Annotated in this window: 14 protein-coding genes; all 14 read right to left on the bottom strand. The window is 36.8% G+C overall.

Annotation, left to right across the window (positions count from 1 at the left end):
* Positions 1-864 (bottom strand): UTP--glucose-1-phosphate uridylyltransferase GalU, encoded by an 864-nt coding sequence (gene galU / locus ACIP9W_RS04665; protein ID WP_400786553.1) that lies wholly within the window; start codon positions 862-864, stop codon positions 1-3.
* 149 nt (positions 865-1,013) lie between these two features.
* Positions 1,014-2,078: a glycosyltransferase gene (locus ACIP9W_RS04660; protein ID WP_282246193.1), complete on the bottom strand. Its 1,065-nt coding sequence runs from the start codon at positions 2,076-2,078 to the stop codon at positions 1,014-1,016.
* Positions 2,075-3,190 (bottom strand): glycosyltransferase, encoded by a 1,116-nt coding sequence (locus ACIP9W_RS04655; protein WP_400786551.1) that lies wholly within the window; start codon positions 3,188-3,190, stop codon positions 2,075-2,077. The genes ACIP9W_RS04660 and ACIP9W_RS04655 overlap by 4 nt, the downstream gene beginning before the upstream one ends.
* Positions 3,187-4,482: an oligosaccharide repeat unit polymerase gene (locus ACIP9W_RS04650; protein ID WP_400786549.1), complete on the bottom strand. Its 1,296-nt coding sequence runs from the start codon at positions 4,480-4,482 to the stop codon at positions 3,187-3,189. Before ACIP9W_RS04650 ends, ACIP9W_RS04655 begins: the two co-directional genes overlap by 4 nt.
* 226 nt (positions 4,483-4,708) lie before the next feature.
* Entirely contained in the window at positions 4,709-5,773 is a 1,065-nt protein-coding gene (gene wecB, locus ACIP9W_RS04645) for a non-hydrolyzing UDP-N-acetylglucosamine 2-epimerase (protein WP_400786547.1), read from the bottom strand.
* Complete coding sequence (locus tag ACIP9W_RS04640; protein ID WP_400786545.1) at positions 5,770-7,362, bottom strand: 7-cyano-7-deazaguanine synthase; 1,593 nt, start codon at positions 7,360-7,362, stop codon at positions 5,770-5,772. Before ACIP9W_RS04640 ends, wecB begins: the two co-directional genes overlap by 4 nt.
* 14 nt (positions 7,363-7,376) lie before the next feature.
* Positions 7,377-8,792 carry a lipopolysaccharide biosynthesis protein gene (locus tag ACIP9W_RS04635; RefSeq protein WP_400786542.1) on the bottom strand — a complete coding sequence of 472 codons (1,416 nt, stop codon included), beginning with the start codon at positions 8,790-8,792 and terminating at the stop codon, positions 7,377-7,379.
* Positions 8,793-9,524: an acyltransferase gene (locus tag ACIP9W_RS04630; protein WP_400786540.1), complete on the bottom strand. Its 732-nt coding sequence runs from the start codon at positions 9,522-9,524 to the stop codon at positions 8,793-8,795.
* 12 nt (positions 9,525-9,536) lie between these two features.
* On the bottom strand, positions 9,537-10,853 hold the full coding sequence (locus ACIP9W_RS04625) for a nucleotide sugar dehydrogenase (protein ID WP_400786538.1): 1,317 nt from the start codon (positions 10,851-10,853) through the stop codon (positions 9,537-9,539).
* A gap of 19 nt (positions 10,854-10,872) precedes the next feature.
* Positions 10,873-11,886 carry a Gfo/Idh/MocA family protein gene (locus ACIP9W_RS04620; RefSeq protein WP_400786535.1) on the bottom strand — a complete coding sequence of 338 codons (1,014 nt, stop codon included), beginning with the start codon at positions 11,884-11,886 and terminating at the stop codon, positions 10,873-10,875.
* Complete coding sequence (locus tag ACIP9W_RS04615) at positions 11,883-12,623, bottom strand: hypothetical protein (protein WP_400786533.1); 741 nt, start codon at positions 12,621-12,623, stop codon at positions 11,883-11,885. Before ACIP9W_RS04615 ends, ACIP9W_RS04620 begins: the two co-directional genes overlap by 4 nt.
* 304 nt (positions 12,624-12,927) lie before the next feature.
* Positions 12,928-14,043: a DegT/DnrJ/EryC1/StrS family aminotransferase gene (locus ACIP9W_RS04610; RefSeq protein WP_282246210.1), complete on the bottom strand. Its 1,116-nt coding sequence runs from the start codon at positions 14,041-14,043 to the stop codon at positions 12,928-12,930.
* A 43-nt stretch (positions 14,044-14,086) separates the two neighbouring features.
* Positions 14,087-15,151 carry a glycosyltransferase family 4 protein gene (locus tag ACIP9W_RS04605; RefSeq protein WP_400786530.1) on the bottom strand — a complete coding sequence of 355 codons (1,065 nt, stop codon included), beginning with the start codon at positions 15,149-15,151 and terminating at the stop codon, positions 14,087-14,089.
* Positions 15,152-15,358: 207 nt separating this feature from the next.
* Entirely contained in the window at positions 15,359-15,769 is a 411-nt protein-coding gene (locus ACIP9W_RS04600) for a hypothetical protein (protein ID WP_400786529.1), read from the bottom strand.
* Positions 15,770-15,799 lie beyond the last annotated feature (30 nt).

Raw genomic sequence — 15,799 nt, 5'->3', positions numbered from 1 at the left:
TTAATCTTTCAATTTATTCTTCAAGTACGCAAGTAACGGCTCTCTTAAATTGTCCCGTTTTAATGCGAAGTCAAAAGTTGCTTGTAAAAATCCAAATTTATCTCCAACGTCATATCGTTTTCCTTCGAATATGTAAGAGTAAATAGATTCTTTTGCTAACAATGAATCAATTGCATCCGTTAACTGGATCTCACCTTTTGCATCTGGTTGTACTTTTTCTAGTTCATCGAAAATGGCAGGTGATAAAATATAACGTCCTACAATCGCTTGGTTGGATGGTGCATTTTCAATTGAAGGCTTCTCCACTAAGCGCTTCACTGTAAACAAATTATTATCTGATTCACTATATTCAACGATTCCGTATTTATGAACGTCTTCGTCCGGAACTTCATTGACACCTAAAATACTGCTTTCTACTTCTTCGTACTTTTCAATCATTTGCTTTAAAGCAGGTACTTCAGCATCGATAATATCATCTGGTAGCAAAACGGCAAATGGTTCGTTGCCGATGAATTTTTTCGTGCATAAAATAGCATGTCCTAGTCCTAGTGGTTCTTTTTGACGCATATAATGAATGTCCACTAAGTTAGAAATATTCTCAACTGTCTCTAGTAATTCATGTTTTCCTGTATTTTTCAACAGAAGCTCTAATTCGATTGATTTGTCAAAATGGTCTTCCATCGATTTTTTGTTGCGTCCAGTCACGATAATAATATCTTCAATTCCCGAAGCAATCGCTTCTTCAATAATGTATTGTAAATTTGGTTTGTCTACGATTGGTAGCATTTCTTTTGGTAAAGCTTTCGTTGCAGGTAAGAAACGAGTTCCAAACCCTGCTGCAGGAATGACTGCCTTTTTAATCATATTCCATCACCTTTCGAATTATCAGACTGTCTTGAAAACGCTTCTCAGTCGAGGCACGCAGGACAAGGCGGAAGCGAATTGAACTAAAGTTCATGAGCTTACAACGATGTGCAAGTAACGAAGAATGAAAGCGTTTGTCAACGGTCTGATCAGTATTTTTCATACAATGAAAGCATATAATGCGCATTATCTATCCAGCTATAATGCTCTTTCACATGAGCTACTCCGGCTTTTCCCATAACAGCTCGTAAATCACTGTTTCTTGCCAGCTTTTTGAATGCAGTTGCTAACTGGTCTGGACTGTTTTTATCGACCACGATGCCAGTGACATCTTGGACGACTACTTCTGGTAAGCCGCCGACGTTCGATACGACAACCGGTACACCACAAGCCATTCCTTCCACCGCTGCAACGCCGAAGCTTTCACTGTCCTCTGTAGATGGTACAGCAAAAATGGACATTTTACGAATTATAGCAGGTACTTCTGTATTTGGAACTTTTCCAGTAAATGTCGTAACATCTGCTATCCCTAAATCTTTTGCTAGTTGTTCATACTCGGCTCTTTGTGGACCATCACCTGTTATGAGAAGTTCAGAGTTTGGAAACTCTTTATGGAATAAAGCAAAGCCTTTTACTAAATCCGCAATTCCATATTTATCTTCTAACGCTTTGACAGTTCCGATAATAATTTTATCTTCTGTCTCTTGCCCTTCTGGCGCAGGATAAAATTGCTCAATATCTACCCCAAATGGTGTTACTTCTACTTTTTTGTTTGTATATAGATTTGTTTCTTTCGCCATTACATGGCTTGTTGAAAAAATAGCTGTTGCTTTATCTAATGTAAACTCAATCAGCTTTTGATTGAGCTTGCTCTTTCTAGGAACGACGAAAATGTCTTTGCCCCAGACGGATACGAAAAACTTTTTATAGTTAACCATCGCACCTAATAACCCGTAGCTGGATACATAATGTGCATGCAAAACATCTGGATTCCATTCTTTTAGCATTTTTTTCAAACCGGGTGCCGCTGCTAAATAGGAAGCTTTGCTTGGAAGTAATTTAGGTAAGATCTCGGTCGGAACTAGTTTAGCATTGTCCTCTGAATAATGATCTTTGAATGTATATACTTTCACTTCAATGCCTTGTGATTGATAAAACAATGCCCATTTTTGCGTATGGATCGACCTGCTTGGGGCTAATAATGCAATTTTCATTGTTGACCTCCTAAAAGCGCTTGTGCAGCTTGTTCGGCACGTTCGTTCCATGCATGCTGCTGTAAAAATGATTGCTCGATATTTCTCTTATACGATTCAAATTGTGGCTGAATATCCAGCATTCCTTGGACAAGACTTGCTGCATCGTCCTCAGTGATTACTCCGTAAGGACCTGACAGGATAAAATCTTCTTGTGCAGAACAATTTGTCGCAATAATTGGTAGTCCTGCTGTTAAGTATTCTACTAATTTGATAGGAACCGCAAAATCGTTATAAATCGATCTTTTTCGCGGTATAAACGCAAAATCTACTTCTGTATAAACTTGTTGAAGCTCTGCACCACTTACATGCTTTAAATCGATATACGGTTTTGCTAGTTTTTCTTTATCTGAATCACTAAGCTCTGTATATTCATCTTCTCGACAAACGATGACTAACTCACCTTTTATACCGTCTTTATTTAACAAAGCAAACGATTCTACTAAAGTAGGTAGCCCGTAATCATCATTATTAATACCACCAACGTATATGCCTTTAAACGGCTTTCCGATAGCATTACTATTCGTTTTTATCTCAGTGAATCGTCCTCCAGGAGGTAAGGCCATTTTTGCTGTGTTTATATTCACATATTTGCCCATTGCGTCACTCGGTAAAAAGATAGTATGCATATATTTGCCGTAAAATTTTTCTTCCTTTTTATAAATAGTTTGCATGATGAATTTTTTCAAGCCCTTTAACGAATACAACTCATCGAACTTCCAATAGACATCACGATAAAAGACGCCAATCGGGACATGATGTTTCTTTAGAGTTTGAAAAACATCTTTATCGATTTTCCAGTCTTTCGGTATATGTCCGGGATCCGTTAGCCATAATGGAATTGTTTGGTTTTCTGAGTAACAGAATAATGTCTGCTCGTATTTTTTCTCTGCTACTAATTTGTTCCACTGCTGGCGACGTTCCGTACTCGTTCCAGATATAAGGAGGAGCTCAAGGTCATTTTTTTTCGCGTATGCTTCAAATGCTTTGATCATCTCCACTGGACGAATCGCGGAACCACTTTTCGGATTCGCTGCAACCGTAAAAGGATAGTAAATAATGATATTTTTCATGCCTTCACTCTTTTCTTCCTGATATTCATGACGAAGCGCCAAATGATGTGAAAATATCCTTCTAGGACGAACAATCCACCTAAAACAACAGTTAACATGATCCAAATCGGATTAAAGAAGAAGTCAGAAACTCCTCCAACAAGCGTTCTTGGAATGTTAATCGTGAAATAAATAAACAATGCAAGGACAACTGGTGTTTTCGGTAAACGTAAAAATACAATATAAAGTAATTGGATGACGATGGCAATGTAAATTATTGCTATAATGACGCCTAAGTAACCAAAAGAGGCAAACGCTTCACCTAAGAATATCGTGTTTAGCACTCCGCCAGTACCTTTGTCTATATTTTCCGGGAAGACATTTTCCATTACCATACGCGCGGATCGAACCTGTTCTACATCAAAGATTTTTGCGATAAATGAAGGCAGACCTTTCACTTCCAGTAAAGCGATAGAATGAGAAAAAGTATCCAAATGTAAAAAGAATGGAGAAATTTGCGCAAGAATAATTCGACCGATTGGACCAGAATTATAGGACAAGAAGCTTTTTACTTCTGTCACGCCTTGAATAGCAACATACATAACCACTAATAGGCTACTACCTGCTAATATATATCCGCTGATTCTTCTCCAGTTCAGCTTTAAACGTCCCGTATATACAGCTGCGAGTAACAGCATGATGATATAAAAGAAAATAGGCGATTTAGCTAAATCGTAAACAGAAATTAACACAGAAGAAACAAACAGCATGAAAAATACAACTTTCCAATATAAAGCTTTTGACTGCGTAGCATATACAAAAGCAATAATGGATAGTACAGGAGTTAGAGCAATTCCGAATATATTACGAATATAGACGGAAATTCCGCTAAATCCTCTGGCTGCATCGATTCTCATCTGTGCAAGATCTTTCACATTTCCTTTTAACAGTTCGAAAATCGGAACCGTATTCGTTTTTAATAATGTAAAGGCAACTGCCAAAACAGAAATGGCAGCAAGTGCCGAAAATGCAAGTCTAAATATACGTTGGTTCTTATCTACACTTGTACGAACGGGTTCATGTAGGTAACGATCAAATTCTAATGATGCATTAAAACCTAAAATTCTTCCTACAACTAATTGCGTAAGTGGGAACAAAATCATTAATATCGTCAATAAAACAAATCCAATGATTCGATATTCCTCATGGTCCATTCTTTTGATCATATAGTAATCATCTATTCCTAAAGCTATTAATAATCCGCCAATATAACTGGAGATAAGGAAAGAATAATAATATATAATGGTAATCATATTTGGCTTTACAAGAGAAAGGCTTCCAGAAACCTTCTTAAAAAGGTATGTGGAAGCCACCACAGTAAAGAGCCATATGCTAAAAATTAACAATGCTCACACCTACTTTATTTTCATCAATTGCGCCTAGATTTTTATCGAGCGAGCTCGATAAACTCCTTCAAAAAATCTATGACATGCGCCAGAGGCTTCCATTTAATTCGGTTGGAGTAAGCCCCATACCGAATTAAATGGATTTTTCCTTCAGTAAAGCTAATACTTTCTCTGCTGTTTTTCCGTCTCCGAATACAGGTGTATAAGAAGGAGAAACTTGTTTTTGTACAGCTTCTACGATTTTGTTTGTATCTGTACCTGTTAAAATATTTGCATCCTCGATTAAGGTTTCAACCCATTCCGTTTGGTCACGAACAGTGACACAAGGAACTTCTGCAAAATATGCTTCTTTTTGCACTCCGCCAGAATCTGTTACGATTTTCTTTGCACTTGTTTCCAGTGAAAGCATATCTAAATATCCTACTGGTTCGATTACTTTTAAATTAGGAATTTGATCTAGCTTAAAGCCGTAGTCCTCTAATTTTTTCTTCGTACGTGGATGAATTGGCCATACTTTTGTTTCTGCAATTTGACTAAATGCATCTAAAATAGATTTCATACGATCTACATCATCTGTGTTTTCAGCACGATGAATCGTGATTAATAAATAATCTTTTGCTTTTAAGTTTTCACGTTCTAATATAGTGGAAGTAGATTCCGCAAGTGTTTTGTTGTATAAAACTGCATCATACATAACGTCTCCCACATTATAAACGCCATCCGTGATATTCTCGTTTGTTAAGTTTTGGATAGCTGTTTCTGTTGGACAAAGAAGTAAAGTTGACACATGGTCTGTTAAAATACGGTTTACTTCTTCAGGCATTTTCTTGTTAAAGCTTCTAAGCCCTGCTTCGATATGAACGATTGGGACATGTAGTTTAGCCGCGGCAAGTGCACCTGCAAGTGTAGAATTAGTATCACCATAAACTAGCACATAATCCGGTGTTTCTGTTAAAATAATGTCTTCAATTTTAGCTAACATCTCACCGGTTTGTTTTCCGTGATTTCCAGAGCCGATTCCTAGGTGGTAATCTGGTTTTGGAATATTCAACTCTTCAAAAAAGATATCCGACATATTGGCATCATAGTGTTGCCCCGTGTGTACGATAAGCTCTGTCACTTCTTCGCGGATTACACGGGAAACTGCCGCAGCTTTTATAAATTGAGGTCTTGCTCCTAATATTGTTAAGACTTTCATTTCGCCAGCTCCTTCATCATTTGAATCATATCTTTGGCTATAAATGCATTTATATTATACGGGTGCGTATACTTTGTACCATTTCTTTTAAAAGAAAGAGATTGTTTATATTGTTTATAGGTTGGATAAATTCCATACCATTCCATTGGTTCTTCGAAATATTGTCTATACAATTTTCGCTTACGATACACTTTCCGTAAAAGAGGGTATAATACACCATATTTATTTTTCAATGAATTTTCAGCACCTGGTTTTGGTGGTAACGGATAAAAATTGGGATACATTTTATGTAATGCATAATCATATAAATACTTCTTATATTTCATATCAGCCGGTATTTTACTAAAGAAGTAAATTAACCGATCATCCCATAAAGGTAACGTCCAATCTTGATCAAAATATTCATACACTCGAACGGAGTTAATGATGAATTTAGCTTGTCTCTCTTTCCAGTTCCATTCATCTATTATAGAAGTTACTCGTTCATTCGTTAGTGTTTTGTAGGACGAGACATCTTTTGTTACCGATTTACCGATATCGCTAGTTGTATGGCTTAGCCCGTTTTCTAATTGCCATAATCGAAAATGCTTTGGAATAATGAAGTCCACTACTTCCTGTGAAGTAAATTCTTTATCTAGAATTGCTTCATAAGGCAAATGACTGCCCCCTAAGAAATCGAGAGAATGACCTGGTATAAATACTGCGTTTTCCAAGCCTTCTTCTTCCACCAATAATTTTGTACTTGGGAAGTCCTGCAAGTGGGCTACGGATGCTCCATTACAAGCATACACTACATAGTCTTTCCAAAGCTTTGATCGATATAACTCTTCCCACATTGCTTTATCATAAGAAAAGTACTTCCACTGTAAGCCTAAACGGTCTGCAATTTGTTTACTAACTGTTGCTTCTCCATTGCCTGGTCTACCGTATGTAAAGGTTATAATAGAATCGGAAAGTCCTTTATCTTTTAAGAGTAAAGCGATAATTCTAGAATCATATCCTCCGCTTAATGGTAGAATAATTTTGCGTCCGGCTAGTCTTGCTACTAAGTCGTCAAAAATATTGTGTAGAATATGAGCTAGCTCTTCAGCAAAATTATCTAAGGAATCCTGATCCTTTTCTGTAACGTACGAGTAATAGCAATACTTAGAGGCATTTTCTTTTAAATGAACAATAGTAGCAATCTCAAGTTGATACCATCCATCGAATAATGTTTTTTCACCGCTCACAAAGCCAGCTAATAAAAGTTCTTCCTCTGAGTCTTTGCGAATGGACATAGATGCTTTTGGTTCTATAAAATCTTGCACTATCCAACCGTTTGTTTCACTTTTTGAATAAAATAAAGGAATGGTTCTTTTCTTATCTGTAACCAAAGTAGTCTCGTCTTCAGTTTGTAGGATTAGCGCAAATTCACCATTCCACTGTGTAATTTCTTCAGGTAACGCTTCATTAAATACATCAACAAAATTTTCATGGGTGACATATTGATTTTCATAGTAGAAATAACCTCTAAAAAAACCTTCATACCCAGCGCCTTGTATAGGATAAAATTCTTTATGCCTAAGGTTAAGTTTACATTTGTTCGCCATGTCTTTATCCCCCATTATTTTCTTTTCACAAAATATTTGTCCATTCGAACGATCAGCACTAGGATGATGAATGCAATCCATACTCCTAAGATTAGCCAGCTAGTTAAATCATGTAATTGAATATATACGATTGACAAGGTTGCTGCTAATAGCCACACGATTGTCCAAGCCATTTTAAACCCAGAAAAGGGTACAAAATATAGCTTTTGACTTTTACGGAATACCATAAATAAGGCTAATAAATATGCTGCAATATAAGAAATGACAGTTCCCCAAATAGTAAGATGTGGAACAAACACAAAATTCAATACGATCGATACAACTGCTGCAATTCCAAATGCTATAGAAATATGTTTTGTCTGTTTAGAGTAGAATATCCCTGTCGAAACAATCATATAGTAAAAACCTAAAAAAGTAGCAATAGATATTGGTGCTACATATTGAAAGGCAATTCTAAAATTCGCTGGCATCACTAAAATAATCCACGGCATGCACGTTGCTAAAGCTAAAACTCCAAAACTACCAATTAATAAAAATGCCGCATATAAGGTTGCAAATAATTGAGGACTATCTTTTTTATCCTTCAATGACATAGAGAATGGTCTCCAGGCTAGCTGTATCCCACTAGTCAATAATGTGATAAAGGTTGCAAACTTAATAGCTGTACCATAAATACCTACATCGTCTAATGTGCCATATGCTCGTATAAAGAAGTTATTAGCATTAGCAATAATCCAAAAGGCTAAAGATGCTGGCACTAACGGAGCTGCATATACTAAGATTTTCTTTAAGATAACCTTATCAACCAATGGCTTCAAATATACTCTAACAGGTTTTATAAGGACGAAGACAATAATAGCTACACTGACTAAACGAGCTACAAGTATACCTTCTAAGGAAGTCCAAACAAACATCAAGAAAAGGACAGAAACAACTGCTATTAATAGCATTTTACCGATAGTTGTAAAGACCACTCTTTTTGTATGAAACTCATATCTTAGAATAGTTAAAACTAGTGTAACAATTGTATCTAAGGCAAGTGTACCTAAAGCAATATAAAATAGCTGAGAATAGCCCGCTGATTCTAAAATTAAAGCAGACAGCCAATCCCCACCGATTAAAAACACAACAAACAGTAAGATAACTATGGATAAACGGAATGTCATAACCGAGCGCACATACTTTTCACGTGTTTCTTTATCTTTATACTCAAAATAATAAAAAGCTAGTGCAGAATCAGTTCCGAATATTACTAGGAAGGTCAGCATGGATACAGTTGTATCGACCATTTGAAGCAAACCAACTAGCGATGTATCAACTAAATAATGAGCATACAATGGAAAGAGGATGAAAGCTATTAGTTTCGTACCTACATTCATAAATGCGTAAAGGAGCGAATCCGCTCCTAAACGTTTTAGCTGAGAAAACACTTAGAGAAGTTCCTCCTCAGGTACATTTTTCATAAATTTTGCAGGGAACCCTTTAATCAATGTTTTTTCTTCTGTATCTTTAGTTACTAACGCACCAGCTGCTACAAAGGTTTCTTCTGCTATAGTAATACCTGGAAGGATGATAGATGCCCCACCAACACGAGCTCCTCTTTTCACAGTTGCGCCTTTGATCTTATCAAAACGAGCTTCAGTTCTACCCATGAAATTATCATTTGTTGTCGTCACACAAGGTGCGATGAACACATGATCTTCTAAAGTAGAGTGTGCTGTAATATAAGAATTCGATTGAATTTTCGTACGGTCACCAATAGTTACAAAGTTTTCTACTGTAACATTGCGACCGATAATAACGAAAGATCCAACTTTTACATCTTCACGTACAGTCGCTAAGTCAGCAATTAATGTACTTTCGCCGACAACTGCTCCGCGGTACACAATTGTATTTGCGCCAATGGTACATTCTTTACCAAGCTGAAGTGGTGGAATTTCTTTTGTAATTTGCATCGTACTAGTTTTTGCTGGTTTAGGTTGTTTCCCAACTACCGCTCCATCATCAATTGTCGTGCCATCTCCAATAATAGAGTTAGCATGGATCGTTACTCGATTACCAATGCGAACATTGGCACCAATTTTTGCTCCTTCTTCTATTACAGAGAAATGACCAACTGTTGTATTTTCGCCTAGTTCAGCAGTTTCATGTATAAAGTTCATATTTACAGCCCCTTACAGTTTGATATAACGATTTGGCATTTCAATACCTTTGAATGCATTACGCGTATCAAAAATTACTTTTGATTTTTGAGCGATATTCGCATAGTCAAATGCAGTATGGTCTGTCGCTAAAATAACGATATCTGCCTGTTCCAATAGTTCATCTGTTAATTCAGTAGTTTCTAATGTTTCACCATTCACTCTGAATTTATCTACATGCGGATCAACTGATTTGAAATCTGCACCTTGTTGCATTAAAAGTTCGATTAATTTCAATGATGGAGATTCACGCATATCATCGATATCTTTTTTATAAGCTACGCCTAGTAAAAGAACTTTAGCGTTACGAAGTGCTTTCCCGTCATCATTTAAAATTTGCATTGCACGGTTAATAACATAGTCAGGCATTGCGTTATTAATTTCACCAGCTAATTCGATTAATTTTGTATGGTAGTTATATTCTCTAGCTTTCCATGTTAAGTAGAATGGATCGATTGGAATACAGTGACCGCCAAGACCAGGACCTGGATAGAATGCCATAAAGCCGTATGGTTTTGTTTTCGCTGCATCAATTACTTCCCAAACGTCGATGCCCATTTTTTCACAAAGAACAGCCATTTCATTTGCAAGTGCGATATTGATATGACGGAATGTGTTTTCAAAGATTTTTTCCATTTCTGCAATTGCAGGACTTGAAACTTTATGCACATCGCCATCTAGCACGCTACTATATAGTGCCGCTGCCACATTTGTACATTTTTCTGTAATACCACCAACTACTTTTGGTGTGTTTTTTGTGTTGAAGCTTTTATTACCTGGATCGATACGTTCTGGAGAGTAAGCGATGAAAATATCTTCTCCAACCGTAAATCCTTTATCTTCTAATGCTTTACGGATAATTTCTTCTGTTGTACCTGGATAAGTTGTCGATTCAAGTACGACTAAAGTTCCCGGTTTTGCGTAGTTTGCAATTTCATTTACAGAGCTTTCTACATAAGAAGTATCTGGTTGTTGATAAATATCAAGTGGTGTAGGAACGCAAATTGCAACTGCGTCCACTGAACTGATGGAACCGTAGTCAGAAGATGCTCGTAAATGACCAGAGTCTACCATATCTTTTAAGTCATTATCTACTACGTCGCCGATATAGTTAATACCTTTGTTTACTTGCTCTACTTTTGATTCTTGTACATCGAAACCAATAACATTGTATCCAGCTTTCGCTTTTTCAACTGCAAGTGGTAAACCAACATATCCTAATCCAACCACTCCGATTACGGCTGTGTGGTTTTCAATTTTTGCTAATAATTCTTCATAGTGTGTAGACATTTTTGTCTCTCCTTTATAATTACGAGAATATAATTCGTTTTCCTGTTTCGGATGATTCGATAATTGCTTCGATTAAACGTACTGGGTTATAGCCATCTGATCCGCTAACAGCTGGTTCACGGTTTTCGTTAATCGCTGCTACCATATCTTCAATAATACAGTCATGTCCTTTTTTACCCCAAGGCTCATTTTGTATTTTCGCTTTTAATGCTTCTACTTCATCTTCCGCATAGCCTTCTACATCCCATGTTTCGATGAATAATGCATTTTTACCGCTAACTTTCACACTAGCTGTTTCGCCAAAAATAGACAAAGACTCTTCTAGGTTTTGTGGATAAACGGTAGTCGCAGCTTCTACAACTCCAAGTGCTCCACTTTCAAATTCAATTAGTGCAGTTGCAACGTCTTCTGTTTCGATATTACGGAATCTTGTAGCTACCATTCCTTGTACTGATTTTACTGGTCCCATAAACCAAAGCAGTAAGTCTAAATTATGTATTGCTTGGTTCATCAATACGCCACCATCAAACTTTTTCGTGCCTCTCCATGGTGCTTGGTCGTAGTATTCTTGCCCTCTATTCCAACGAACAGTTGCATTCGCATGACTTAGCTTACCGAACTTTCCTGCATCCATCAGTTCACGTACTTCCATAATAGCTGGACGATAGCGGTTTGGATGAACGATTGCAAGCTTAATACCTTGTTCTTCAGCTACTTCCATCATTTCTTTCGCATCAGCAGAGTTCAGTGCCATTGGTTTTTCTGTAATAATATGTCTCTTATGCTTTGCTACAATTTTTGTTAAGTTTGCATGCAAGCCAGATGGTACACAAATATTTACTACATCAATTTGTGGATTATCTGTTAGCATTTGTTCTAAATCTGTATACTTTAACACGTTTTCATCATCTATTACTAGTCGTTCTGGGTTTGTATCACAAATGGCAAATAGATTAGCGCCTTCTGTATTGCGAATGGCAGCTATATGCTTATCTGCGATGAAACCCATACCTACAATTGCAAATTGAATCATGCTCTTTTACTCCCTCTTGCTTCTAAGATGTATTTCCATAAAGATAAAATAAGGATTGTAAATAAAATTCCTAAGATAAGTCCAGCTACTGCCGCTTCCAGTCCATAGGATTTCGTTTTCACTACATATGCTGCTTTAGCAACTGAAGGTTTTTCATACGAGATAATATCATTACGTACACGCTGTTCAGTTGCCATTGCATTTGTTAGATCCATCTCTGCTTGGCTAAGCAAAGTAGTATAGTTGTTTATTACTGTTAAGTTATCCGTATCTGCTAAAGCTTGTTTATACGATTCGATACCTTGTTGTAATGTTTTAATCCGCGCCGATTGCGCTAAAGCATATCTTTGTGTTCCATCAATTACTTTATCGTTTTGCGCCATTAAACTTTCCATCAGTTGCTCATCGAATAGTGCAAGCTCTTTTGATACTTGCTCTTTATTATCCCCATAAACCTCTGCTTTAATATACTTTCTAGTAGGGACAAACACTTCTGCTTTCCCAGTAAAATGTTGACCATAATTCGTCATAATATGGTCGGGATTTGTTAAAGCATCCAGCGCTACCGATCCAGTAAATACAGTACTTCTCCCAACATATTCTCCGTCCTTAGGGATGAACATGGATCCTACATATCCAAGTAAGGCAACAATTACAGGGATAATGATAAACCAAATCTTTTTCCTCCAGAAAAACTCCAATGAATCATATAATCGATATGTTTTATTTTCCGTCATTACACTTCTCCTATCAAATTCGCCTTGCCGAATTTGCTCCTGCGCAAGCTCGTCGCAGGAAACATTGCGCCCAGATTTTTATCGACTTGTTCGATAAATTCCGCTAAAAAATCTGTGGCATCCGCCGGAGGCTTTATCTTTATTCAGCAGGGGGCTTTGTCCCTTACTGAATCGAATGGTTACTTTCCGTTTGTTTTCCTTACAATTACGTTGTAAACAGGTACTGAATGAAGTTAATTAGCTCCTAACAGGCAGTAAGAGGGAAACGTAACAATTACGTCTCCCTCTACTATTGAGCATCACATTATTTTCCAGCAAAAAATTCCGCAATTTTCTCTACAACGTATTGTTGTTGTTCTTCTTTTAGCTCTGGGAACATTGGTAAAGAAAGTGCTTGTTTTGCAGCTTTTTCCGCTTTAGGGAAATCGCCTTCTTTATACCCTAAGCTTTCAAAAACAGGTTGTAGATGCAATGGTAGTGGGTAGTAAATCATTGTAGATACACCGTTCTCTTTTAGGTACGCTTGTAATTCATCACGACGTTCTATCAAGATCGTATATTGATGGAATACATGGTGGAAACCTTCAACAACAACAGGTGTTTTTACATGGTCAGCCACTTTTTCGTTTAATAAAGCCGTATAGTAATCTGCATGTGTTTTACGTTGTTCGCTCCATGTATCTAAATGAGGGAATTTCACATTTAGTACAGCAGCTTGTAACTCATCTAAACGGCTGTTATATCCAAGTACGCTATGGTAATACTTTGGCTTACTTCCGTGTACACGAATAACACGACTTTTTTCTGCAATATCGTCATTGTTCGTTACGACCATTCCACCGTCACCATACGCACCAAGGTTTTTCGTTGGGAAGAAGCTATATGTCGCAGCGTCTCCTAGTTCACCAACTGTATATTCCCCTTGTTTTGCACCAATTGCTTGCGCAGCATCTTCTATAACGACTAAATTATGCTTATCCGCGATTTCACGAATGCGAACCATATCAGCCATTTGTCCATATAGATGTACAGGAATAATTGCTTTTGTTCTTTCTGTGATATGTTTTTCGATTTCTTCTGGATCTAGGTTGAATGAAATTGGATCTATGTCTGCATATACAGGCTTAGCTCCAGCTCTTACGATTGCTCCACCTGTAGCAAAAAACGTAAATGGTGTTGTGATAACTTCATCTCCAGCACCGATTCCTGCTGCTTGTAGTGCTATGTGAATTGCGTCACTCCCATTTCCACAGCCAATACCGTGGGCAACATGACTATACTTGGCAAGATCTGCCTCTATTTTTTTAACATTATCCCCTAGGATAAATTGCGAGCTACTCATAACGCCATCTAAGGCTTCTAATACTTCACTTTTTAAAGATGCGTACTGCTCAGATAAATCTAACATTGGTACTTTCATTTCGTTTACACCAACCTATCAATGAATTTTAATATGTAAAGCGCTAATTGCGCTTATACCCAACAACTTTACGAAATACGGATAATATTGGTCGATAGTCATCATTTACGAGACCTATTTTTTCTGCAACAATTTCAAATGCGATTAATATGAAAACTAGGATGAAAATAGCCCATCTTAACGTAAGTGTTTCAAATGTAATTGCTGCAATACTAAATATTAAACCAAATCCATATATAACTAACACAGTATCTCGATGCGATAATCCTAATGCTAACAAGCGGTGATGTAAATGAGATTTATCGGCAACGGATATTGGTTTCCTATTGACAACTCTGCGTATAATCGCAAACGATGTATCGAATATCGGTACACCTAATATCATAACCGGTACGACAAAGCTAAATAGCGTAACACTTTTAAACAAACCTAATAATGATAAAATAGCGATCGAATAACCTAAAAACATGGATCCTGTATCACCCATAAAAATTTTCGCAGGGTAAAAATTATGAAATAGAAATCCAAGCGTACTACCAAGTAATATTAACGATAGAGTCAGTATTAACATTTTGTCAGCAGAAAATGCTAAAAATGCAATACTTGCAAATACGATAGATGATATACCAGCGGATAATCCGTCCAGTCCATCAATTAAGTTAATCGCATTTGTAATTGCTAAAATCCAAAACAATGTCACAACGTATGAGAATATCCCAAGATCAAATACTCCGATGAAAGGAATATTTAATACTTCCACTGTTAAGCCGCTTCCCATTACTGCACATGCAGCTAAAATCTGACCTAAAAGCTTAATTTTCGCGGATATTTCATATTTGTCATCTATGATTCCCAAAACAATGATGATCAATGCACCAACCATTATTCCGGTAATTTTAGCTTCATATAATCCAGCAACAAAGTAACCAACTGTCACAGCAATAAAAATTGCAAGACCACCAAGCCGTGGCATCACATTCAGATGCACTTTTCGTTTATTCGGTTTATCTACAGCTCCGATCTTATGAGCAAGTTTTATAACAAGTGGCGTAACAGCTATTGCCGTTACCATAGAAATGATAAAAGCAAGAAGTAATTTTATGTCCAAAAATATCATCCTTGTTTTTTTTATATTTTCATTGACTATTAAGTTTCTCTTCACAGTAGACGAATTAGCAGCATGAAAGTTTCTTCGATTACTCATTATACTATAAAAATAGATTTGTAACCAAGTATATTATAAAGAAAAAAAAGACTGACTTTTCGCCTTATTATAGGCAAAAATCAGTCTTTTGATGCGTAGCTTAATAACTACTTATGAAAACTCTGGCCAATTAGTTTGATACTCATCGCCCTCGATTTTTTCAAGCGTACGATATTTAAAAGGAACCAAGTCGTTCATTTGTAATTCTTCTAACGCTCTTTCTAATGGTAATAGCTGAAAACTATCGTCTTCTTCTATAATCAAGTATGCTCCTGCAACTTTTCCGTTCTCTTTCGTATTGATGCGAATAAAAGCCGGGAAAAACAAATCATTACTTGATTGGATAACAGAAGAAGCTAGTACTACATGTTCACCATCTTCGACGATATGATCTTGATCAATTTTATCGAATACTTTTACAGCCCATGCTTGGCGTTTATAAAAACCTATTACTTTTGGCGCATTTTCTTCCATTGATGAATTAGGTGAAGCATTTTCATTATTTTTTTCTTCCGAATACATGTACTTCCCTCCACAGTTAGCAAAAATCCA

This window comes from Psychrobacillus sp. NPDC093180 (assembly GCF_044754065.1).
GTDB lineage: Bacteria > Bacillota > Bacilli > Bacillales_A > Planococcaceae > Psychrobacillus.
This window is presented reverse-complemented; position numbering and strand designations above follow the sequence as displayed.

Excerpts from the sequence above, each read along its gene's own strand:
- ACIP9W_RS04655 (WP_400786551.1), bottom strand. The coding sequence starts at position 3,190 with ATGAAAAATATCATTATTTACTATCCTTTTACGGTTGCAGCGAATCCG.
- ACIP9W_RS04610 (WP_282246210.1), bottom strand. The coding sequence starts at position 14,043 with ATGAAAGTACCAATGTTAGATTTATCTGAGCAGTACGCATCTTTAAAA.
- ACIP9W_RS04625 (WP_400786538.1), bottom strand. The coding sequence starts at position 10,853 with ATGTCTACACACTATGAAGAATTATTAGCAAAAATTGAAAACCACACA.
- galU (WP_400786553.1), bottom strand. The coding sequence starts at position 864 with ATGATTAAAAAGGCAGTCATTCCTGCAGCAGGGTTTGGAACTCGTTTC.
- ACIP9W_RS04600 (WP_400786529.1), bottom strand. The coding sequence starts at position 15,769 with ATGTATTCGGAAGAAAAAAATAATGAAAATGCTTCACCTAATTCATCA.
- ACIP9W_RS04650 (WP_400786549.1), bottom strand. The coding sequence starts at position 4,482 with ATGATTACCATTATATATTATTATTCTTTCCTTATCTCCAGTTATATT.
- ACIP9W_RS04630 (WP_400786540.1), bottom strand. The coding sequence starts at position 9,524 with ATGAACTTTATACATGAAACTGCTGAACTAGGCGAAAATACAACAGTT.
- ACIP9W_RS04620 (WP_400786535.1), bottom strand. The coding sequence starts at position 11,886 with ATGATTCAATTTGCAATTGTAGGTATGGGTTTCATCGCAGATAAGCAT.
- ACIP9W_RS04640 (WP_400786545.1), bottom strand. The coding sequence starts at position 7,362 with ATGGCGAACAAATGTAAACTTAACCTTAGGCATAAAGAATTTTATCCT.
- ACIP9W_RS04615 (WP_400786533.1), bottom strand. The coding sequence starts at position 12,623 with ATGACGGAAAATAAAACATATCGATTATATGATTCATTGGAGTTTTTC.
- ACIP9W_RS04660 (WP_282246193.1), bottom strand. The coding sequence starts at position 2,078 with ATGAAAATTGCATTATTAGCCCCAAGCAGGTCGATCCATACGCAAAAA.
- wecB (WP_400786547.1), bottom strand. The coding sequence starts at position 5,773 with ATGAAAGTCTTAACAATATTAGGAGCAAGACCTCAATTTATAAAAGCT.